This is a genomic window from Microbacterium sp. NPDC089320, from assembly GCF_040684875.1.
Classification (GTDB): Bacteria; Actinomycetota; Actinomycetes; order Actinomycetales; family Microbacteriaceae; genus Microbacterium.
The window spans coordinates 732,946-754,557 of the sequence record NZ_JBFBGY010000002.1 but is presented as its reverse complement, the minus strand read 5'-3'; the positions used below and the strand labels follow the sequence as shown (position 1 = coordinate 754,557).

Below are 21,612 nucleotides of genomic sequence, written 5' to 3'. Positions count from 1 at the left end.
TCAGCGGTCACGTGGTGTCCTCGGCTTCCGGTCGAATGAGGGATGGACGGTGGTTCGGTGGGATCGGATCATTCGGATCGGCCCTCCGTGAAGGACGAGGCCTCGACGGCGTTCTCCAGTTCCTGGAGTCGCCGGGCGAGATCGATCAATGACGCATCGTCGACGGGCGGTGCGCCGGCGAGGAGTGCGTGCAGCGATCCACGGGGCACGCGGAGCCGGTCGGCTGCGGCATCCGCGACCTCCTCGGCGCCAGCGCTGACAGCGAGGCCGAGCCTGCGTGCCAGGCGGCGCCTGCTCCCGTCTCGGATCGCTTCGCCCGCGTGCGCGGCGTCGCCCGCCTTGGCGGTCAGGCGTGCGCGACCGTGCATCGTCTCGGAAGCGCGAACAGTCACGGGAAGAGTCTCGGCGACGAGCGGACCGAAGCGCCGACCGCGCCACAGCGCCGCCGCGACGCCCGCGATCATGAGCAGCAGGATGGCGGGCGTCACCCAGCCGGGAGTGAGCGATCCGAGGGTGTCCTCGGTCTCGCCTTCGATGTCCGTGTCAGCGAAGCTGGGCACGTACCAGACGACGCGTTCGGTCTGTCCCAGCAATGCGAGCGCGAGGGCGGCGTTCCCGTCGTCCGCGAGAGAGGCGTTGCTGAAGAGGCGCGCGCCCTCGACGACGATCCGTGTCCCCTCGGCGCTGTCATCGATGAGAACCGCCGCCGCGTCTCCGTCGCCGAAGCACCCCTCCACGCCCGCGGCAGGGGTGAAGAGCCGATCAGGGCGGATCGTGCCGACGTCCGCGAACTCGGGTGAATCGCACTCTGCCGAGACGGGGGCGAACTCCGGCGTGGCGTTGTCCCCCATGCGCAGGAGGCTCAGCAGGTGCGTGCTGGTCGAGAGGAAGACGACGCGTTCGGCAGGCTCGATGAGCTCGAGAATCCCCTCATCGGAGAGCGTGTAGGGATTGGACATCACGAGGGTGGCATCGTCATCGACCGCCCGGAGCGCGTCGGTCCGCGAGCGGAAGACCGAGACCTCGGCGCCGTTGTCCCGCAGGATCTGTGCGATCGCCATGGCTCCGGTGTCGCGCGCGCTCTCCGGGTCGAGTGACCCCCGCTGATCCGGCATTCGGACACCGACCTGTATCGCGACGAAGACGCCGCCGAGAACGAGTGCGGCGACGATCGCCCACCCGATCAGGCCTCGAGAGCGTCGGCCGCGAGGCGCACGTTCAGCAGTCGACGTCGCGGCCTCGCCCTGCGCGAGATCGCTCACGCGGTCACCGCTTCCGGGCGCAGCGCACTGAGTCTGTCGTCTGTCGCCGCGAGCTCGGCATAGCGCTCACCCGTCGCGGGATGGCGGAGGTAGCGGACGTCGTCGAAGAAGAGGGCGGCCTGACGCACCTGCGCCGTCTCGGCGGGGAACAGGGCGGACACCTCGCGCGCGATCGCCTGCGCGGTCGCTCCGGGCGACGGCTCGATGAGGTCCCGTTCGAGGAGCCCTCTCGCGAGGGCGCGGAATCGCAGGACCGTCGCTTCATCCCAGTCGCCACCTCGCGCGGCGCGGTCGGCATCCGCACGCAGCTGCGCGGCGGAGCGATCGTCGTCCGCGCCGAGCAGCCCAGCACCTGGTCGGCGGATCGCGCGAGCGCGGCGGGGGCGCCCCCAGATGATGAGGGCGGCGACGAGCGCGCCGAAGACGATGACGCTGACGACGATCAACGCGGAGGGCCCGACGCTGGCGCCGTTGTCGGAGCTGAACAGGTCGGCGAGGAACCGACCGATGTCACGCGCGACGAGGTCGAACCAGGTGGGCTTCGCGTCCGCGTATCGCGGGTCGGACAGCTCCTGCTCGGCCCACTGCCTCGCCTCGTCTCCGTCGGGCACCCACACGTCGTCCAGCGCGCGGATCATGCAGATCCTTCGCTGCCCGCTCCTGGCGACGCCCACGAGGAGTCGTTCGGGGACGCTGAGGGCGCCGGGGGAGCGGCGGGCGGCGGCGGAGCAGGCGAGTACGTCGGCGGCTGAGTCGGGATCGCCGCGGCCGGGGTCGCATACGGCGGCTGCGACGTCGGAGGCTGGGCCGGGTACGGCTGGGCGTGGGGCGGGTACGCGTACTGCTGTCCGGGGTACGACTGCGCCGGGTACGGCTGCGCCGGGTACGGCTGCGCCGGGTACGGCTGCGCCGCGTACTGCTGTGCGGGGTACGGCTGTCCTGCGTAGGGAGGCAGGTCGTATCCGGCGGGCGTCATCGTCGCCCACTCGGGCACCTGCGTGGGCGGCGGGGCACTCGAGACGGCGCGCGTGGGATCCACCACGAACGGGTCGCCGAGCTGATCTTCGGTCCAACCGAGGTCGCGCCGCTCGACATGGCTGATCAGTGCCTGATCGAGCCCCTCGTACCGCATCCGACTGTCGAGGTACACGAGGGTTCCCGCGGTGCTCTGCACCACGAGGGTGATGGCCTGCAACACCAGCAGAAGGATCTGCGGGGCGAGGAGCGCGAAGACGAAGCCCATGATCGCGGCGGTGTCGACGGAGCCGGTCGGGGCGATGACCGATCCGAGCATCGAGCTCAGGAGCGAGACCGGGAGGTTCACGAGCTGCATCGCGACGCCCATGATGGCGCCGATGAGGAAGGTGACTCCCCAGGCGATCCAGAAGCGACCGCGGGTGAGCCGCCATGAGCGAACGAGAGCATCGCGCAGTTTCGCGCGCTCGAGGACGAGGATCGACGGCACCAGCAGGAGCTTGGTCGTGAGCCAGACCATGAGGGGGATCGTGGCGAGCAGCACGACGATGACGAGGATCACGACGCCGCCGAGGGCCTCGGCCGATCCACCGAGACCGCTCGCGACGAAGCCGGCGATGATGACGAAGAGGATGATGATCACGCCGAAGATGAAGATGACCGAGAGGGAGGCGAAAGCGGCGAGCCGCCAGAACGACGGGATCATCTTGCGCCAGAGCGTCCTGAGGGTCGCCTTCACCCCGATCGCGGCATAGCCGATCTCGGCAGCGACGACGCCCTGCATCAGAGCGGTGAACGCGACCGACGCGATACCGACGGCCAGCCCGGCGACGATGTTCATGGCGATGGTGCCCGCGAACACGGCCTCGAAGTCAGGCGACGCGGGCGAGAGCGAGTCGAGCCGCGTGAACGTCGTGACGAACACGAAGCCCATCACGGTGGCGCTGAGCACCACGACGGCGAGCTGGATCACGACGCCGAAGCCGAAGAGCACCTTGGGGTTGTGTCGCAGCGCGACGAACGACTTGCTCAGCAGCATCCCGAACGTCAGCGGATGCAGGGGGATGATGCCCTTCTTCGGGGCAGGGGTCCACGTCTGGCCGCTCACCGGCACTCCCTCCGTCGTGCGCTCCCATCGTGTCACATGACCCGTCGGGCGCGTACACAGGAGGACAGTGGTACTGAGTGCCATAAGGTAACAGTTATGACCTCACGCATTCTTGTGGTCGACGACGACACCGCGCTCGCCGAGATGATCGGAATCGTGCTGCGCACGGAGGGTTTCGAGCCGGTGTTCTGCGCTGACGGTGCGCGGGCGGTCGACGAGTGGCGCGCACAGCGTCCCGATCTCGTGCTGCTCGACCTGATGCTGCCGGGCATGGACGGCATCGAGATCTGCACCCGCATCCGCGCCGAATCCGGAGTCCCCGTCATCATGCTCACGGCCCGCAGCGACACCGCTGACGTGGTGCGAGGGCTGGAGGTCGGGGCCGACGACTACATCGTCAAGCCCTTCAATCCGAAGGAGCTCGTCGCGCGCATCCGAACGCGCCTCCGGCCCACGACACAGAACGTGGGGGAGCAGCTGCGCGTGGGAGACCTCACCGTCGACGTCGACGCGCACGAGGTGCGCCGCGGCACGGCTCCGATCGCCCTCACGCCGCTGGAGTTCCAGCTGCTGGTCGCCCTCGCGTCGAAGCCCCAGCAGGTGTTCTCGCGCGAGATGCTGCTCGAGCAGGTGTGGGGCTATCACTACAAGGCCGACACCCGCCTGGTCAACGTGCACGTGCAGCGTCTGCGGGCCAAGGTCGAGCTCGACCCCGACAATCCCAAGATCGTGATGACGGTGCGGGGCGTGGGCTACCGTGCCGGGAGCGCGGGCTAGGTCCACGATGGCCGCGACCACAGCGACCACCACGGCGGTCGCTGTCCTGCGCGACTGGCGTGGCTGGCCGACCGTTCTCCGGGCGCTGTGGCGCAGTTCCCTGCGATTCCGGACGCTCACGATCACGCTCCTGCTGACATCGACGGCGATCCTGATCACCTGCGTGACGATGGCGCTGGTGATCCAGAACGACCTCTTCGAATCCCGCAAGAACGAGGCGCTCGAAGACGCCGCCCGCTCGGTGAATCAAGCCCAGGCGACCCTCGATGCGACAGCCCTCGGCGACGACCCGGCGGCACTGCCGGAACTGTGGGACAGCGTGCAGGAGGATCTCGGTCGCAATTCGACGGCCGAGGGACTCGCGGGTGTCCGCTTGGAGGAGGATCCCGACGTCGCGCTCAACGGCTTCACCGCGGGGCTGAGCCTCAATCTGATCAGCCCCGGCCTCAGGAATCGAGTGGTCGAGTTCGACGACTGGCAGTCCTGGCAGTCCGTGTCTCTCGAGGTCGGTGGCAGAGCGGTCCCGGGGATCGTGGTGGGGCAGCAGCTGCGTGTGCCGGAGGCAGGGCCGTTCGCCATCTACTTCGCCTACGATCTCGCCGATGCCGACAACACGCTCACGTTCGTCCAGCGCACCCTCTGGGTCGCCGGGATCGGCCTCGTGGCGATCGTCGCAGCGATCTCGTTCATCGTCCTCCGCACGGTCTCCACGCCGATCGTCGAGGCCGCCGAGACGAGCGCGCGTCTGGCATCCGGGGATCTCGGGGTGCGCATCGACGTGCACGGCGAAGACGAGATCGCGACGCTGGGGCGTTCCTTCAACGCGATGGCCGACAGCATCGAGTCGCAGATCAAGGAGCTGGGTGAGCTGTCGCTCGTCCAGCAGCGCTTCGTGTCGGACGTGTCACACGAGCTGCGTACTCCGCTCACCACGATCCGCCTCGCCGCAGACATGCTGAACGATCAGCGGAGCGAGTTCGACGCGACCACGGCGCGCACCACCGAGCTGCTGCACACCCAGGTGCAGCGTTTCGAGACGCTGCTGTCTGATCTGCTCGAGATCAGCCGCTACGACGCCGGCTCCGTGCAGCTCGAGCTCGAGGCGACGAGCCTCGCACACCTCGCCGAGGACATCATCGAGCAGATGCAGCCTCTCGCCGATGATCGCGGCAGCGAGCTGAGGCTCGTCGCCCCCGGTGGTTACTCACCCGTCGACATGGATCCGCGGCGGGTGCGACGAGTGCTGCGCAACCTGATCGGCAACGCGATCGAGCATGGTGAGGGCAGGCCCATCGTCGTCACCGTCGACAGCAATCAGCATGCTGTGGCCGCCGGAGTCCGCGACTTCGGACTCGGCATGGATCCGGCCGACGCCGAGCGGGTGTTCGACCGATTCTGGCGCGCGGATCCCTCTCGCCAGCGCACTCTCGGTGGAACGGGCCTCGGGCTGTCGATCGCGCTCGGAGACGCGACTCTGCACGGCGGATCACTCGGAGTGTGGTCCGAACTGGGAGTCGGCACGAACTTCGTCCTGACCCTTCCTCGCCGCGGCGACGCGACGGACGGCCCCTCACCGATTCCGATCGAGCCGCAGGATTCACTCGCGGAACTCGGCGATGCCACGCAGCCGATTCACCTCGCCGACATCCCGGCAGAGCTGTTCGATCGAGGGAGCATCGAATGACGGGCAGGATCCGCCGCGCTCTGCGCGGCCTCGCGATCGCGACCGCAGCCCTCGTCCTGTCCGCGTGCACAGGGCTTCCGACCACCGGTGACGTGCAGCCGGGCATACCCCTCGGTGCGTCCCCCGAGGGCCAGGATTTCCTCCCGCTGGCGTCGGGGCCGGTGGACGGCGCGGGCCCCGCGGCGATCGTCGAAGGCTTCATGGAAGCCGCGATCACTCCGGCCGACAACTGGAACACGGCCCGGAGTTTCCTCACCCCCGAGCTCGCGTCGACCTGGCGCCCGAACACCGGCGTGTCGATCGACGTGAGCTCTGCGACCCGTTCGTTCACCTCGAGCGTCGAGGACGATGATGCTGCCGAGGAGGGCGACACCGCCGACGTGAGGGTCGCGTTCGATCAGGTCGCCAGCGTCGACGCGACCGGAGCGTACTCCGAGGCGTTCGGCGCGTCGAACTCGGCTTTCGTGGTCGAGCTCACGGACGGCCAATGGCGGATCGCCGAGGCGCCGGACGGCGTGGTGATCGATGAGGCGCGGTTCTCACGCGTGTACGACGATTACGCGCTGCAGTACTTCGATCAGACGTGGGAGCGGCTCGTGCCCGACGTGCGCTGGTTCCCCAGACGTGCGACGGTGGCGACGACCATCGCGCAGTCGCTGATCGGCGGTGCACCGAGCCCGTGGCTGGACCCGGCGGTGCAGAGCGCGTTCCCGCAGGAGGTTCAGCTCGCGCGGGACTCCGTGCCGATCAACCAGGACCGGATCGCCGACGTCGCGCTGAACGAGGCGGCGGTCGGGCTCGACCCGACCACGCTCGCGCGCATGCGAACCCAGCTCCAGTCGACGCTCATCGCCGCGGGCGTGCAGATCGACCAGGTGCGGTTCACGGTCGACGGACGCCCGCTGGAGGCCGGGGTCGTCGAAGTGGTGACCGACAAGGCCGATCCCGGCAGCCTGGTGTTGAAGGACGGCACCTTCGGGATGCTGGTGGGCGGCGAGATCACCCCGATCCCCGGTGTCACGGATCAGATCCTCAACGCGGGTCAGCCGGTGACGGCCATCGACGTCTCGGTGGACAGCTCTCACGCAGCCGTGCAGCTGATCGACGGGCACGTGTGGCTCGCCGGAGAAGACGGCTTCAACGAGCTGGACGACCGATCCTCGCTGGTGCGGCCGTCGATGGACCCGTACGAGTACACGTGGTCGGTCCCGTCCAACGCGCCGGCGGCTCTGCAGGCGATCGGCAGCGATGTCGCCCCGCAGACCATCGCGGGCGCGTGGCCCGACGCATCGTCCGTCTCGGCGATCCGGGTCTCCGCCGACGGCGCTCGCGTGGCTGCTGTGGTCGTGATCGGAGGCGAGCGCTGGATCGTCATCTCGGCAGTGATCCGGGACGAGTCGGGTCTTCCCACCGAGCTCGGTCCGACCGAGCCGCTGGCGCAGCTCGACGGCGGCGCGATCGGTCTCGTCTGGTTGGGAGCCGACCGTCTCGGCCTGCTGACGGATCCGGCGGACCGGATGGTCGTCACACAGGTGGTCGGAGGGCCGGGAACGTTCGAGGTCGCCCCGACCGGCGCGGTGTCCATCGCGGGTGCGCGCGCAGCCACCGGCTTGCGCGTCCTGGGTGCGGAAGGCGCCGTGTTCGCGCGCACAGGATCTGCATGGAGTGAGTCGATCAGCGGCGTCTCGGTCCTCGCGACACGAGCGGGGCACTGAGCGCGACTGCTTCTGCACCGTCGGTCCACACGATCCGACAGCCCACGGCGGTCGAGCTTCGGCTCCGTCTGCCGCGCGGCCGCTGGGCGACTGCGAGAGCATCGGCGGATGACCCCGCTGCCGCTCGCCCGCACGGTCGGACTCGAGATGCTCGCCCTTCTGCTCGCGGCGACCTGCGCGGGTTGCGACCGACCCGAGACGCTGCTGTGCGAGGCGTGTCGGCAGGGGATCCGACCGGAGCCTTCGGTGCGCCGGACGCCGGCTGGCCTCGTGGTCCGAGCGGCGATGCCGTTCGAGTCGGTCGCTGCTCGGTGCATCCGAAGGATGAAGGACGACGGCGAGACGATGCTCGCCCGCCCGCTCGGCTCGGCGCTGGGCGAGGTGCTCGACGTCCTCGAGGCGCACCCCGGGACCGGTGGGTCGCTGAGGCTGGTGCCGATACCGACGTCACGGGCGTCCTTTCGCCGGCGGGGCTACCGGGTGCCCGACCTGTTGATCCGCCGGTCGGGGCGACTGCCCGATCGCTGGCTCGTGGCGCGGGGGAGGCGCACCGATCAGCGTGGCCTCGACTCTGAGAGACGAGCCGAGAACGTCCGCGGCAGCATGCGAGCCCGACGTGTGCTCGAGGGAGCGGCTGTGGTGCTCGTCGACGACGTGGTCACGACCGGCGCGACGTTCGACGAGGCGGCTCGCGTTCTGAGCGAGGCGGGCGCCCATGTCGTGTCGGCGGTGGCCCTGGCCGCGACACCGCGTCACAGCGAACGGAATGCGAACGCATCGGGGACACGCAGCAACTGACCCGTGACATCCGACCTCAGGCGGACTACCGTGGGGGGTCACAAGGCGACCACGGTCCGCCCTTGGCCGGGAGGACCGGGACAAGGAGGCAGCAATGGAAACGAGCATCGTTGGCGTCGGAGTGGGTATCACCGATCGATTCCGAGCCGTTGTCGAAGAGAAGATCGCCAAGATCCAGACGTTCGCGTCCCGAGCGCAACGGCTGGATGTCAAGGTCACTCACAGGGTGTACCGCAACGGTCGTGTGCCGGATGAGACCGTGGAGCTGACCCTCGTCAGCAAGGGTCCCGTGGTCCGTGCCGAAGCCACGGACGGAGACAAGTTCGTCGCGCTCGACATGGCCGTCGACAAGATGTCTGAGCAGCTCCGACGCGCGAAGGAGAAACGAGTCGACGGACGTCAGCACCCGCGTGGGGCGCACTTCGAGAAGGAGAGCGGGGCGCTGGAGGGCATCGATGTCCAGCCGGCGTCCGTGGATGTCCTTCGAGCCGTCGCGACGGGCTCCGTGCCGATCCAGAACGAGGACGACGAGGTCTACTCGCCGGTGGTCATCCGCACCAAGAACTTCGGCGCGGAATGGATGACGGTCGAAGAGGCCGTCGACCGGATGGAGCTGGTCGGACACGACTTCTTCCTGTTCGTGGACGCGCGCACAGACCACCCGAGTGTCGTCTACCGGCGCAAGGGGTGGGATTACGGTGTGATCGCTCTCGAGACGCAGGCCCCGCCCACGGAGGCACTCGCGTCCTGAGGCTGAACACGACGACGGCCCGGCTCCCGAAGGAGCCGGGCCGTCGTCACGTCGTGCGGGACGTCAGTCGAAGATGCCGTCGAGGATGCTGCCGATCACGAGACCGCCCAGAATTCCCGATGCGACGTCGCCGCCGCCGCCGCGACGGCCGCCGCCGCTCCAGCCGCCGCCGCCCCAGCCGTTTCCGCCGCCCCAGCCCTGATCCTGCGGCCGCGAGGAATCGATGTCGCGCTGGGCGAGCTGCAGGGCCTCGGAGGCCAGGTGAGCGACGCGTCGTGCGCTGGCGAGCGCCTCGTCGCGCGTCTCTTCCGCCGGGAGCAGGTCCGACAGGTCGACCCGCAGCCTCTCGGCCTCAGCGAGGCGAGTGCGTGCGTCCGCGCCGATCCAGCCGCGGTGCCCGGCGATGAGTCCGCGGGCGACGCCGAGCTGACGGTCGGCGTCGTCGATCGCGTGCTGCACCTGCTGGATGCTGGGCAGCGGATGGGCCTCGCGATGGCGGGCAGTGGCGATCGCGTCGTCGAGAGCCGTGTTCGCGTCGCGCAGCTGTGACAGCTCGGCGAAGGGATCTCCCGGGACGCCGGCCGGCGACAGCGCGCTCAGCGCATCCTGCAATGCGGAGACGGCGGCCGCGACGGCGGGGACCTGGGGTGCGGTGCGAGCGGCGATGAGGTCGTTGCGCGAATCCGCGACCACCTCGGCGAGGGTCGACTCGGCACGCAGGGCCTCGATCTCGAAGTCCTCCACGGCATCCAGCAGAGCCGATGCGCGTCGTGTGGCCTCGGTGGCGGTCTCCAGCGCGAGGTTCGCCTCCTCGTTCTGCTTTGCGGCACGACGACGCTCGGACACTGCGGCACCGTGAGTCGCGAACGCGATCAGCTGCTCCGCCTCGGCAGCGCTCGCCGTGATCTGGTGCATCGCCGAGTCCGAATAGCGGGCGGAGAGACGCGCGACGGTCTCGTTCGTGTGCGGGATCCGTGCGCTCAGCGTCTCGGCATCGGCACGCACCTGGGCGACGACCTCGGGTGCCCGGCGCACCTTCGAGATCGACGCGGCGAGATCCGCCGTCTTCTCGTCGAGCAGGTCCTGTGCCCAGTCGCACAGCTGGACGATCCGCGCGTTGCGCGTGCGGAGCTCCTCGGGGGTGTCAGGGATCTCGTCGTGGTTGAGCTGATGCAGCTGAAAGGCCTCGCGCAGGTGCGTGCGCACCGCACTCAGAGCCATCTTCAGGTCGCGAGTCAGCTGTTCGCCGAGTTCGGCCTCCGCGAACGCGAGTTCGTCGGAGGTGCTCCTGATGCGCTCATCCGCAGAGACGAGTGCCTGCTCCGCACGGCGAGCCAGGTCGGCGTCCTGTGCGGCCAGCTCTTCCTGCTCGCGCTTGCGTCTGCCCCATATTCCAGCCATAGGACTGATCCTAGTTTCCCGGGCGACGACGCTGGCTGTGCATACGCTTCGGGCGAAACCGGTTCAGACCAGGGCCGCGATGTCGTTCCTCGCCGGCCTGCCACGCTTCGGACGCTCGGTCGTCAGCTCCAGGCCGAGCGCGTGCGCCGGATGCTGCGCGAGCCGAGTCTGCACATGGTCGAGCCAACGGACCTCGGCTTCCGCCGCGAAGATCATCGAATCGACGACGAGCGACCATGCGAGCCCCTCGGGGCTGACGTCGTCGCGCGATGCCCTCGTCGCGATGAGATCGTCGAGATGCTCTTGCGATGCAGCGCGCTGAGCCGCGATCACGGTCGCCGCATCCGCACCGGGGAGTGTCGCCGCGACGGCCAGCTTGATGGCGACCTCATTGCGCGTGGTCTGGCTTCGTGGCGCGGGTGACGCGAGCCAGCGGTCCACCTCGGATGCACCGGCGTCTGTGATCTCCCAGTACACGTGGCCGCGCTCGTCGGCCGCGCCTCGAGCGACGAGCCGGTCGCGCTCGAGGCGCTCGAGCGTGTTGTAGATCTGACCGACGTTGAGCGGCCAGACCGATCCGGTTCGGCGGTCGAACTCATGCCGCAGCTGATAGCCGTAGCAGGGGCCCTGAGCGAGGATCGCCAGCAGACTCTGTCGGACCGACATGTGGACCTCCCGGTGTCGTGGACCAATATATACATACTCGGAAACGCGTTGGCGGCGCGGCGTGCAGACGACGTGCAGGTCACGGACCGGTAACATGACAAGGTATGCCTGGTGCGCGCCCGAGAAGCGGCGCCGCCGGAACCATCGACAGGGAGATGACATCTGTGGCGAATCCTCTTGAGAAGCTGCTGCGCGCGGGTGAAGGGCGGGTCATCCGACGCCTGAACCAGGTGGTCAAGGCCGTGAACGCGCTGGAAGAGGACATCTCCAAGCTCACGGACGATGAACTCCGCAACGAGACCGCCGAGCTGCGCGAGCGGTTCGCGAAGGGCGAGTCGCTCGACCAGCTCATGCCGGAGGCGTTCGCCGCCGTGCGTGAAGCGGCGAAGCGCACACTCGGGATGCGCGCCTACGACGTGCAGATCATGGGAGGCGCTGCACTTCACCTCGGCAACATCGCCGAGATGAAGACCGGTGAGGGCAAGACCCTGGTCGCCACCTTCCCCGCCTACCTCAACGCGATCGCGGGCGAGGGCGTACACGTGATCACGGTCAACGACTTCCTCGCGAGCTACCAGGCCGAACTCATGGGTCGTGTGTACCGGGCACTCGGTATGTCGACGGGAATCATCGTCTCCGGCCAGACGCCCGCCGTGCGCCGCGAGCAGTACGCGTCGGACATCACGTACGGCACGAACAACGAGTTCGGATTCGACTACCTTCGCGACAACATGGCGTGGCGCAAGGAAGACCTCGTCCAGCGCGAGCACTATTTCGCCATCGTCGACGAGGTCGACTCGATCCTGATCGACGAGGCGCGGACGCCGCTGATCATCTCCGGGCCGTCGTCGGGTGAGGCGAACCGGTGGTTCGCGGAGTTCGCGAAGATCGCGCGCACCCTGGAGGCAGGAGTCGACTACGAGGTCGACGAGAAGAAGCGCACGGTCGGCGTCCTCGAGCCCGGTATCGAGAAGGTCGAGGACTACCTCGGCATCGACAACCTGTACGAATCGGCGAACACGCCGCTGATCTCCTTCCTCAACAACTCGATCAAGGCGCTCGCGCTGTTCAAGAGGGACACCGACTACGTCGTCATGAACGACGAGGTCATGATCGTCGACGAGCACACCGGCCGCATCCTGGTCGGACGACGGTACAACGAGGGCATCCACCAGGCCATCGAGGCGAAGGAGGCCGTGCCGGTCAAGGCCGAGAACCAGACTCTCGCCACGGTCACGCTCCAGAACTACTTCCGCCTCTACGACAAGCTCGCCGGTATGACGGGTACCGCCGAGACCGAGGCGGCCGAGTTCATGTCGACGTACAAGCTCGGTGTCATCCCGATCCCCACGAACCGTCCGATGATCCGCAAGGATCAGTCCGACCTGGTCTACAAGAACGAGACCGCGAAGTTCGCCCAGGTGGTGGAGGACATCGCCGAGCGCCACGCGAGTGGTCAGCCGGTCCTGGTCGGAACGACGAGCGTCGAGAAGAGCGAGTACCTGTCGCGCCTGCTCGCCAAGAAGGGCGTCAAGCACGAGGTGCTGAACGCGAAGAACCACGCGCGCGAGGCTGAGATCGTCGCTCGCGCCGGACGCCTCGGTGCCGTTACCGTCGCCACGAACATGGCCGGTCGAGGAACGGACATCATGCTCGGTGGGAACGCCGAGTTCCTCGCCGTGCAGGACCTCAAGGGCAAGGGCCTCGACCCGGTCGAGACGCCCGAGGAGTACGAGGTCGCGTGGGACGAGACCTACGAGGCGATGAAGGCCGTCGTCTCCGAGGAGGCCGAGAAGGTCATCGAGGCCGGCGGACTGTATGTCCTCGGCACCGAGCGGCACGAGTCGCGCCGCATCGACAACCAGCTCCGTGGTCGCTCGGGCCGTCAGGGTGACCCCGGCGAGAGCCGTTTCTACCTGAGCCTCACCGATGACCTGATGCGTCTGTTCCAGTCGGGCGCCGCAGAGGCGATCCTCTCGCGCACGAACTTCCCCGACGACGTTCCGATCGAGTCCGGCCTGGTGTCGCGCGCGATCCGCAGCGCACAGTCCCAGGTCGAGTCTCGCAACGCGGAGATGCGCAAGAACGTCCTCAAGTACGACGACGTGCTGAACCGCCAGCGCGAGGCGATCTACGCCGACCGCCGCCACATCCTGCAGGGCGATGACATCGCCGACCGCGTCCAGCACTTCATCGAGGACGCGATCAGCGGCGTGGTGCGGGATCACACGGGCGAGGGCCACAACGAGAGCTGGGACTTCGACGCCCTGTGGACGGAACTCAAGACCCTGTATCCGGTGAGCGTGACCATCGATGAGGTCGTCTCCGAGGCTGCCGGCCGCAAGGGCGGCATCACTGCCGAGGGCCTGACGCGCGAGCTGCTGTCGGACGCGAAGATCGCTTATGAGACGCGCGAGGAATCGCTCGGAGAAGCGGCGACTCGCGAACTCGAGCGACGCGTCGTGCTGCAGGTGCTCGACCGCCGCTGGCGCGACCACCTCTACGAGATGGACTACCTCAAGGATGGCATCGGACTGCGTGCGATGGCTCAGCGCGACCCCCTGATCGAGTATCAGCGCGAGGGCTATGCGATGTTCCAGTCGATGATGGGCCAGATCAAGGAGGAGTCGGTCGGCTATCTCTACAACCTCGAGGTCGAGGTCCGCCGAGCGGGTGACTCGCAGACGGCCGAGGTTGAGGCGAAGGGCCTCGCCGAGGACGCCGGAGACCAGAGACTCGAGTACTCTGCCGCGAACGATGCCGGCGAGGTCGAGGTCCGCAACGACCGCGGCCAGGTCCAGCAGGCGGCGACCGAGAAGCTCCGCCAGGCGGCTGCAGCGCGTCAGGCGCCGGCCGCCGATGAGACCGAGGCCGAGGGTGCCCGCGGTGCCTTCGGTCAGCGCACTGAGGCCCCGGCAGCGCCGGCCGGCAACCGCGAGCAGCGCCGGGCACAGGGAAAGAAGAAGAAGTAGCAGGGCTTCGAAGAGGGGTCGATCCGCGTGGATCGGCCCCTCTTCGCGTCATTGTAGGCTTGCTCAATGACACCAACGCGCAACTTCGACCAGTCGTCGAAGCTCAAGAACGTCCTGTACGAGATCCGTGGAAACACGCTCGTCGAGGCGGCGCGGCTCGAGGCCGAGGGGCATCGGATCCTCAAGCTCAACACGGGCAATCCCGCGATCTTCGGCTTCGAGGCACCCCACCAGATCGTTCACGACATGCTGGCGGCGCTCCCGACCGCCCACGGATACAGCGACAGCAAGGGCATCGTCTCGGCTCGGCGAGCGGTGGTCAGCCGGTATGAGGAGATCGCTGGATTCCCGCGGTTCGATCCAGAGGACGTGTTCCTCGGCAACGGCGTGTCCGAGCTCATCACGATGACCATGCAGGCGCTGCTCGACGAGGGCGACGAAGTGCTGATCCCCGCACCGGACTACCCCCTGTGGACGGCGATGACGAGCCTCGCGGGCGGCACGCCGGTGCACTACCTGTGCGATGAGGACAACGGCTGGCAGCCCGATCTCGAGGACATCCGGTCCAAGATCACCCCGCGCACCAAGGCGCTCGTGATCATCAATCCCAACAATCCCACCGGTGTCGTCTACTCGCGCGAGGTGCTCGAGGGCATGGTGCAGATCGCCCGGGAGAACCAGCTGCTGCTGCTCTCCGACGAGATCTACGACCGCATCCTCTTCGACGACGCGGTGCACATCCCGACAGCCACAGTGGCGCCCGACCTGCTGTGCCTGACGTTCAACGGGCTGTCGAAGACATATCGGGTCGCCGGCTACCGGTCGGGATGGCTGGTGATCACCGGACCGCAGGACCACGCGAAGGGCTTCCTGGAGGGGATCAATCTGCTTGCCTCGACCCGCCTCTGTCCGAACGTGCCCGCGCAGTATGCGGTGCAGGCAGCTCTCGGCGGAGTGCAGTCGATCGACTCGCTGATCGCCCCGACCGGACGTCTGCACGAGCAGCGCGACATCGCCTGGGAGGGACTCGAATCGATTCCCGGCGTATCGTGCGTCAAGCCCGTCGGCGCGCTATACGCATTCCCTCGTCTGGACCCGAACGTCCACGAGATCCGGGACGACGCGAAGCTCGTCTATGACCTCCTGGTCTCGGAGCACATCCTCCTGGTGCAGGGGACCGGCTTCAATTGGCCGACCCCCGACCACCTCAGGCTGGTCACTCTCCCCGAGCCGCGCGTGCTCGCCGAAGCCGTCGAGCGCCTCGGGAACTTCCTCTCGAGCTACCGCCAGTAGACGGAACGGGCGGGGCGGAGACCAGCGTCTCCGCGATGCGGCGCACGCCGGCGACCAGGGATGAACGCGGTGTGAGGTCCGCCATCGGCCGCGCGTGGAGCAGAGCGGTGTCCGCGGCGCGCTGGTCGAAGGGAAGGAATGCGACGTCGGTGATGCCGGCGAACCTCTCGAGGGTGCGCCGGATCTGACCGCGGGCATCGAGACCGAGGGGCCCGGGGCGGACACTGTTCACGACGACCGTGATCGGTGTCGGGGTCGTGAGTCGACGTAATTCGGCGTGCTCTCTGACAAACCGGCTCATGCCGAGGGGGTCTGCCGCTGCGACCGCGACGATGGCGTCCGCTTCCTGCAGGGCTGCCATGGTTGCCGCGTGGCGACGTGGACCTGCGAGGTCATAGGTCGCTTCATCGTCTGCGTCGAAGGCGCTCGCCACGTCGACAACGGTCTCCTCCGCCCAGCTGCGGCACGCACGCAACGTCGTCTGCAGCCGATGCGCTCCGAGCTCGGGCCAACGCCCGGGCCGATTGATGCCTCCGAGGACCTCGATCTCTCCGGCGCTCGTGTCGATGATCGTCGCCAGTCGCGTGAGCTCGGCCGAGTCGAGCGCGCCGAGTTCTGCGCGCCGGCATGCGGCGGCGACTCCGGGCGCATCATCGCCGAGTCCCAGCAGCAGCGCGAGAGAGGGGGCGACGGTGTCGGCGTCCACCAGCGCGGTGCGGCGCCCTGTCCGGGACAGCTCGACGGCGAGCTGGATCGCGACGGTGGATCGTCCCGGTGCGCCCGACGGACCCCACACGACGGTGACGCGATGCGGAGCCGATGCGCTCCGCTCGACGGCCCCCGGAAAGTCGGCGAGCAGCGCTGCCGCGACTTCCCAGCCGCTCGCTTCCGCCGGGAGGGCGGCAGCGAGCCCGTAGCGTCCCAGCACTCTGCTGTCGCTGCTGCCGCCGACCGGCACGATGCGAACACCCGCCCTGTCGCACTCGGCGACGAGCGTGGGCGTCAGAGTGGCGCGGGTGGCCGGGACGATCACCGCATCGACCCCGTCCGGCAGAGGCAGGATGCTGCTGGGCGCCACGACGGAGACGACGCGGACGCCTTCCAGCTCGAGTTCATCGGCCAGGTCGCTGGCGCGGGCCCCAGGCAGAGCGATGACGACGGACGTCATGAGGTGGCGCCGATCGGCACGACGGAGAGGACGGAGCCGCCGGTGATCGCGGCCAGCACGTCGGCGACATCCGCCCGATCGATCACGACCTCGGCGGTGGTTCCGTCGGCAGCGAGCATTCCTTCGCTCGTCGTCACCGACGAGACGATCGCATCCGCCACGAGGATACGCGGAGGCCCTTGGCCGTCACCGTCGTCGACCGGGGGAGAGTGCCAGAGCTCGACGATGCTGCCGGCAGCGACATCGGCCGGGATCCCCGTGCTGCTCTCGATGACTATCGTCGTCGTCCTGTTCGCGTCTGCGTCCTCGGCCGCGGAGACCGGCAGGAGCTCACCGTCGAACACCGTCCGCAACGCCACCTGGCCGGGGCGGAGATCCTGGGGCGACAAGTAGAGATCGGTGATCGAGCCGAGTCCGACCTCGACCACGCGGAAGTCACCCGACACGAGCGGTTCGCCCAGTGTGATCGTGCGCGTCGCCTGCAGCACCGGGGCCGTGGTTCCGGCGGAGGCGACGACGGCCCAGACGCCCGCGACGGACAGGACGACGACGACGATGCCGATCAGGAATCGCGCGTCAGCCCAGACGGAGCGACGGGAACGGGTGAACGTGCTCATGGGGAGATGGTCACAGAAATCGATGCGGGTGCTCGATACTTATCCACAGCATCAGATCGGCTCTCGCGTATAGGCGCGGCAGGGACAGAATGGGAGCATGCTCCATTCCTCTCCGACCGCCGCGCGCTTCTTGGCGCCCGCGCAGGTGGCGGAGCTGCTGAGCATCGGGATAGACGAGGTCGTGGAGCTCGTCTACGAGGGTCGCCTGCGAGGTTCGCAGCTCGGCGCCCCGGCCAGGTGGCGCATCGAGGAGTCGAGCCTCTCGGAATACCTTGCCGAGCAGTCTGAGGAGGCGCGGCGGATGGCGCTGTGGCGACAGGCCAACGCGGCGAGCTTTCCCGAGGTGTGGGGCACCTCCCGCCGTCACGGCATCTGATCTCCGGCCGTCTGGATCGAGGTCACGGCCGCGAACGGGATGATCCGAAAGGCACGCACGGCTGACGCCGTGCGCGCCTCACCCGCATCGTGCAGAGCCAGGTCCAGATGATCGGCACCCGCTCGGTCGATCGTTCCGTGCAGGTCTGAGGCATCGAGGCTGACGACTCGCACCGGAACCCGCCGTCGCGCGAGATCACGCAGCACGAACCCGAGCGACATGCGCTCGCGGAGCACCGGTGCCGCGTGGTCTCCGTCGTTCAGACTCGACAGCAACAGCCCGTGGTCGATCGTCAGTCCGCGCAGAGCATGCAGGGGCACGATCAGGGTCGTCCGTGTCGTCCTCGTCTCCTCGGCCTGGGCGATCGTCGCGGCGATCCAATCGGAGCCGAGGGCGTTCAGCCGGGCCCGGACGCGGACTCCGCCCGGCAGATCGAGGGTCGCGAGAGCTGTCGACGCGCAGAGCACCCTGAGTCGGCTGCGGAGCTCGAGCCTCGAGATGCGCAATCGTTCGGACTCGGCGTCCAGCGCAGCGCGCTCGCCTTCCCACTCGGAGGCCAGCTGACCTTCGAGGTCTTCGAACAGTCGATCCCAGTGCACGCGCCCACCGTAAATCACGTCGGTGAGCGCATGTACGAGTTATCCACATACATCGCGAACCCGGCCCGAACGGCGAGTGGCCGCATGCTCTACTTGGCGCAGTCTTCCCGATGGAGAGTGCCTCAGATGATGCTTCATGAGTACTTCGCGCCGCAGCCCACGCCCCGAGCTGAGCTGCCGGATCCGAGCCCGCTGCTGCGAAGCCTGACCCAGGGTGTGCTCGAGGTGCTCGCGGGAGTCCGAGAAGTCGATCAGCTCGCCCGCTGGTTCAACGAAGACGCGTACCGGAGTCTGGTGACGCGGGCGAATCTCTCGGCGAGGGCGCGCAGCGCGAGGGGGGTCTCGCCTGCGCGCCCGACTTTCGAGATCCTTTCGGTCCGTGTGACGGAGCCCGTGGACGGCAAGGTCGAAGCCGTCGTCGTCGTCGCAGGGCCTGGTCGTACGCGAGCGGTCGCCATCCGTCTCGAAGGACTCGACCGCCGCTGGCGGGCGACGTCGCTGGCCGTTCTCTGAGCGGACGCGCTCTAGGCTGGTGGGGTGTCAACGCTCAGCGACCTCGCCAATGCCCAGGGCCGTCTTGCCGAGAACGATGTCGAGTGGCTGCATCGACTCGCCGGCGACGGCCAGCTCCTCGCAGACCTCGCCTCGGCGGACATCGTGGTCTGGATCGAGACGGACGACGGATCGTTCGTCGCCGTGGCGCACACCCGTCCCAGTGGAGCGGCGACTCTGTTCTATCGCGACATAGTCGGGGAGCGGGTGCGGCCTCAATGGCGCACGCAGGTGCAGGGAGCGTTCGACTCCGCCGAGATCGTGGACTCATCGTCGCCCGATTGGTTCGAAGAGACTCCCACGCGTGTCAGGGCCGTGCCGATCGTCAACGACCGCCGCGGTGGTGAGCATCAGGAGGCGACCGTCATCGGCGTCGTCACTCGCCACACGAACCTCGGCGAGGCTCGCACCCCATCCCGCCAGCAGATCACTTTCGACGAGTGCGCGAACGACATCTTCCGCATGATCGCGGACGGCAGCTTTCCCGATCCTGCGGCTCCGACCTCTCCCCGTCGCGGGGCGCCGCGAGCGTCGGACGGACTGATCCGCATCGACGTCGACGGGATCACGACCTTCGCCAGTCCGAACGCCCTCTCGGCGTTCAATCGCATGGGTTTCGACGACGAGCTCGAGGGCGAGTCCCTCGCCGAGGTCACCACGAGGCTCGTGCCGCCTTCTCGACAGGTCGATGAGTCGCTCCCGGTCGTCGTGACCGGGCGAGCTCCCTGGCGGACCGACATCGAAGCGCGCGGCGTCACGGTGTCGCTGCGCGCGATCCCCCTCAAGGATCATGGGACGCGCATCGGCGCCATCGTCCTGTGTCGTGATGTGTCGGAGCTGCGTCACCAGGAGCAGGAACTCATCACCAAGGACGCGACGATCCGTGAGATCCATCACCGCGTCAAGAACAACCTGCAGACGGTCGCGTCACTGCTGCGCATCCAGGCGCGGCGCACGCACTCGGACGAGGCGCGGGATGCGCTGACCCAGGCGATGAGACGTGTGGATGCGATCGCGGTCGTGCACGACACCCTCGCTCAGGGCCTGACGCAGAAGGTCGACTTCGATGAGGTCTTCCACCGCGTCCTCAAGCTCGTGGCCGAGGTCGCGTCCGCACCGAACACCCGTGCGCGCACGCGGTCGACCGGACGCTTCGGGGTGCTGCCGAGCGAGTACGCGACCCCGCTCGCCCTCGCTCTCACCGAGGTCGTGACGAATGCGGTGGAGCATGGTCTCGCCGGCCAGGAGGGGATGGTCACGATCGATGCGACGCGCACCGAGGAGAACCTGCGCGTCACGGTGCATGACACCGGCAAGGGCCTGCCGGAGGGGCGGATCGGCCAGGGGCTGGGAACGCAGATCATCCGCACTCTCATCCAGGGAGAGCTCAGCGGGTCGATCGAGTGGCGGGGGAGCGAGGGCGAGGGCACCGAGGTCGTGATCGACATTCCGCTCCGCTGGCTGACTGCATGACCGGGAGCGCATTCCCGCAGTGAGCGGAGATGCAGAAAGCGGCCCGAGACGTCGTCTCGGGCCGCTTTCTCTTCACTCAGGAGGCGCGGCGGGCGCGAGCCGCGCGGCGCTTGAGTGCGCGCCGCTCGTCTTCGGAGAGGCCGCCCCAGACGCCCGAGTCCTGGCTGGACTCGAGAGCGTACTGCAGGCAGATCTCGGTCACCGTGCAGGTGGCGCAGACGGTCTTCGCCTTCTCGATCTGGTCGACAGCCGGGCCGGTGTTCCCGACAGGGAAGAACAGCTCGGGGTCGACAGTCAAGCAGGCGGCCTTATCGCGCCAGTCCATGGGGGCTCCTCGGTGTGGTGTTTCAGAAATCGACGCGCTGCGACGACTCGGATTTCGGGTGCAGATCGGGTTCAGCTACCCTGTATGAGATACGGACGGATGCCCGCTTTCTGTGATGCGGGCCAAGCCCGCCCCACGCCGCTGTGGGAGCACATGACGCTGTCTATTCTGTTACATGAAACCGGCGAAATCAAGGGTTTTCGCCGTTCTCATTCGATTCTCAGGAGGCAACTGTGCGCTCACCCGGCCTCGCTCTGGCAGCCTCCGCGGTTCTCGCGGCCGAGGGTCTCGCACTGCTCGTGTTCGCCCTCATCGAGCTTGTCGGCCTCGGTGCAGGCGATGCTGCCTCTCTGTCGACCGCGGTCGCGCTGATCGTGCTCACCCTCACGGGAGCTGCCGCTCTCGTCGCATTCGCGATCGGGACGCGAGCGGGCAGATCCTGGGCGCGCTCGGGAGGCGTGGTCTTCCAGGTCCTCGGCGTCGCGCTGGCCCTGGCCTCCCTCACGATTCAGCCGATCGCCTGGGTGTTCACGCTCGCCGTCGGTCTCCCCGCGGTGCTCGGCTTCGCCCTGCTGATCGCGAGTACCCGGGCCGAGAACGAGCGACCCGCCGAGTGATCGTCAGGCGTCGATTCCGAGCATCTTGCGCAGCCGCGCGACATGCCCGGTCGCCTTCACGTTGTACTGGGCGAGGGTGATCGTGCCGTTCTCGTCGAGCACGAAGGTCGAGCGGATGACGCCCTCGACGACCTTGCCGTAGTTCATCTTCTCGCCCCAGACGCCGTAGGCGGCGTGCACGGAATGATCGGGGTCGCTGAGAAGCGTGAACGTGAGACCGTCACGCTCGCGGAACTCGGCGAGCTTATGGGGCTCATCGCGAGAGACCCCGATGACGCGGTAGCCGGCCCCCTCGAGCGACGCGATGCTGTCGCGGAAGTCGCAGGCCTGCGTGGTGCATCCCGGGGTCATCGCGGCGGGATAGAAGTAGAGCACGGTCTTGCGTCCGCGCAGATCTTCGAGCCGCACGGTGGAGCCATCCTGATCGAGGAGGGCGAAGTCGGGGGCGGCGGTTCCGGGTTCGAGGCGCACAGTCACGCCTCC

General features: G+C 68.1%; 21 protein-coding genes. 11 read left to right on the top strand and 10 right to left on the bottom strand.

What is annotated here, in order from left to right:
- Nucleotides 1-68: 68 nt before the first annotated feature.
- The 3 genes from AB0N61_RS08215 to AB0N61_RS08205 are packed head-to-tail and all read right to left on the bottom strand — an operon-like array spanning nt 69 to nt 3,345.
- Nucleotides 69-1,262, bottom strand: a complete 1,194-nt coding sequence (locus AB0N61_RS08215) for a DUF4350 domain-containing protein (protein ID WP_363363038.1) — start codon at nt 1,260-1,262, stop codon at nt 69-71.
- A complete protein-coding gene (locus AB0N61_RS08210; RefSeq protein WP_363363035.1) occupies nt 1,259-1,900 on the bottom strand; it encodes a DUF4129 domain-containing protein in 642 nt (213 codons plus the stop codon). Before AB0N61_RS08210 ends, AB0N61_RS08215 begins: the two co-directional genes overlap by 4 nt.
- On the bottom strand, nt 1,897-3,345 hold the full coding sequence (locus AB0N61_RS08205; RefSeq protein ID WP_363363034.1) for a hypothetical protein: 1,449 nt from the start codon (nt 3,343-3,345) through the stop codon (nt 1,897-1,899). The genes AB0N61_RS08210 and AB0N61_RS08205 overlap by 4 nt, the downstream gene beginning before the upstream one ends.
- Before the next feature lie 96 nt (nt 3,346-3,441).
- Between AB0N61_RS08205 and mtrA the strand changes: the two genes are divergently transcribed.
- The 5 genes from mtrA (at nt 3,442) to raiA (ending at nt 9,070) form a co-directional block, all read left to right on the top strand.
- Nucleotides 3,442-4,122, top strand: coding sequence for an MtrAB system response regulator MtrA (mtrA, locus tag AB0N61_RS08200; protein ID WP_167944901.1), 681 nt, complete (start codon nt 3,442-3,444; stop codon nt 4,120-4,122).
- A gap of 7 nt (nt 4,123-4,129) precedes the next feature.
- Nucleotides 4,130-5,806, top strand: a complete 1,677-nt coding sequence (mtrB, locus tag AB0N61_RS08195; protein WP_363363032.1) for an MtrAB system histidine kinase MtrB — start codon at nt 4,130-4,132, stop codon at nt 5,804-5,806.
- On the top strand, nt 5,803-7,521 hold the full coding sequence (locus AB0N61_RS08190; protein WP_363363031.1) for an LpqB family beta-propeller domain-containing protein: 1,719 nt from the start codon (nt 5,803-5,805) through the stop codon (nt 7,519-7,521). The genes mtrB and AB0N61_RS08190 overlap by 4 nt, the downstream gene beginning before the upstream one ends.
- A 108-nt stretch (nt 7,522-7,629) precedes the next feature.
- Nucleotides 7,630-8,319, top strand: a complete 690-nt coding sequence (locus AB0N61_RS08185) for a phosphoribosyltransferase family protein (RefSeq protein ID WP_363363029.1) — start codon at nt 7,630-7,632, stop codon at nt 8,317-8,319.
- Between the two features lie 94 nt (nt 8,320-8,413).
- The gene (raiA, locus tag AB0N61_RS08180; protein WP_363363028.1) at nt 8,414-9,070 is read left to right on the top strand and encodes a ribosome-associated translation inhibitor RaiA; all 657 of its coding nucleotides are present in this window, start codon (nt 8,414-8,416) and stop codon (nt 9,068-9,070) included.
- Between the two features lie 63 nt (nt 9,071-9,133).
- Here raiA and AB0N61_RS08175 read toward each other — a convergent pair whose 3' ends face one another.
- On the bottom strand, nt 9,134-10,471 hold the full coding sequence (locus tag AB0N61_RS08175) for a hypothetical protein (protein ID WP_167944894.1): 1,338 nt from the start codon (nt 10,469-10,471) through the stop codon (nt 9,134-9,136).
- A 63-nt stretch (nt 10,472-10,534) separates the two neighbouring features.
- Entirely contained in the window at nt 10,535-11,137 is a 603-nt protein-coding gene (locus AB0N61_RS08170) for a PadR family transcriptional regulator (RefSeq protein ID WP_363363027.1), read from the bottom strand.
- A gap of 164 nt (nt 11,138-11,301) precedes the next feature.
- Between AB0N61_RS08170 and secA the strand changes: the two genes are divergently transcribed.
- Both secA and AB0N61_RS08160 read left to right on the top strand, forming a co-directional pair.
- Complete coding sequence (gene secA / locus AB0N61_RS08165) at nt 11,302-14,109, top strand: preprotein translocase subunit SecA (protein ID WP_363363025.1); 2,808 nt, start codon at nt 11,302-11,304, stop codon at nt 14,107-14,109.
- Between the two features lie 66 nt (nt 14,110-14,175).
- Nucleotides 14,176-15,402 (top strand): pyridoxal phosphate-dependent aminotransferase, encoded by a 1,227-nt coding sequence (locus tag AB0N61_RS08160; RefSeq protein WP_363363023.1) that lies wholly within the window; start codon nt 14,176-14,178, stop codon nt 15,400-15,402.
- Here AB0N61_RS08160 and AB0N61_RS08155 read toward each other — a convergent pair.
- Together AB0N61_RS08155 and AB0N61_RS08150 are read right to left on the bottom strand one after the other, a co-directional pair.
- Nucleotides 15,326-16,570 carry a P-loop NTPase gene (locus AB0N61_RS08155; RefSeq protein WP_363363021.1) on the bottom strand — a complete coding sequence of 415 codons (1,245 nt, stop codon included), beginning with the start codon at nt 16,568-16,570 and terminating at the stop codon, nt 15,326-15,328. The genes AB0N61_RS08160 and AB0N61_RS08155 overlap by 77 nt on opposite strands.
- A complete protein-coding gene (locus tag AB0N61_RS08150) occupies nt 16,567-17,187 on the bottom strand; it encodes a hypothetical protein (RefSeq protein WP_363363019.1) in 621 nt (206 codons plus the stop codon). Before AB0N61_RS08150 ends, AB0N61_RS08155 begins: the two co-directional genes overlap by 4 nt.
- Before the next feature lie 97 nt (nt 17,188-17,284).
- On the opposite strand from AB0N61_RS08150, the gene AB0N61_RS08145 reads away from it, so the two are divergent.
- Nucleotides 17,285-17,563 (top strand): helix-turn-helix domain-containing protein, encoded by a 279-nt coding sequence (locus AB0N61_RS08145; RefSeq protein WP_167944883.1) that lies wholly within the window; start codon nt 17,285-17,287, stop codon nt 17,561-17,563.
- On the opposite strand, the gene AB0N61_RS08140 is transcribed toward AB0N61_RS08145, so the two are convergent.
- Nucleotides 17,551-18,162 carry a hypothetical protein gene (locus AB0N61_RS08140; protein WP_363363017.1) on the bottom strand — a complete coding sequence of 204 codons (612 nt, stop codon included), beginning with the start codon at nt 18,160-18,162 and terminating at the stop codon, nt 17,551-17,553. The genes AB0N61_RS08145 and AB0N61_RS08140 overlap by 13 nt on opposite strands.
- 126 nt (nt 18,163-18,288) lie before the next feature.
- Here AB0N61_RS08140 and AB0N61_RS08135 point away from each other — a divergent pair, with 126 nt between their 5' ends.
- Both AB0N61_RS08135 and AB0N61_RS08130 read left to right on the top strand, forming a co-directional pair.
- Complete coding sequence (locus tag AB0N61_RS08135) at nt 18,289-18,675, top strand: Rv3235 family protein (RefSeq protein ID WP_185274854.1); 387 nt, start codon at nt 18,289-18,291, stop codon at nt 18,673-18,675.
- Nucleotides 18,676-18,699: 24 nt separating this feature from the next.
- Entirely contained in the window at nt 18,700-20,187 is a 1,488-nt protein-coding gene (locus AB0N61_RS08130; RefSeq protein ID WP_167944876.1) for a PAS domain-containing sensor histidine kinase, read from the top strand.
- 76 nt (nt 20,188-20,263) lie between these two features.
- On the opposite strand, the gene AB0N61_RS08125 is transcribed toward AB0N61_RS08130, so the two are convergent.
- Nucleotides 20,264-20,512 carry a WhiB family transcriptional regulator gene (locus tag AB0N61_RS08125; protein WP_028503730.1) on the bottom strand — a complete coding sequence of 83 codons (249 nt, stop codon included), beginning with the start codon at nt 20,510-20,512 and terminating at the stop codon, nt 20,264-20,266.
- Between the two features lie 233 nt (nt 20,513-20,745).
- Here AB0N61_RS08125 and AB0N61_RS08120 point away from each other — a divergent pair, with 233 nt between their 5' ends.
- Entirely contained in the window at nt 20,746-21,129 is a 384-nt protein-coding gene (locus tag AB0N61_RS08120) for a hypothetical protein (protein ID WP_363363014.1), read from the top strand.
- Nucleotides 21,130-21,132: 3 nt separating this feature from the next.
- On the opposite strand, the gene bcp is transcribed toward AB0N61_RS08120, so the two are convergent.
- Complete coding sequence (gene bcp / locus AB0N61_RS08115; protein ID WP_363363012.1) at nt 21,133-21,606, bottom strand: thioredoxin-dependent thiol peroxidase; 474 nt, start codon at nt 21,604-21,606, stop codon at nt 21,133-21,135.
- Nucleotides 21,607-21,612 lie beyond the last annotated feature (6 nt).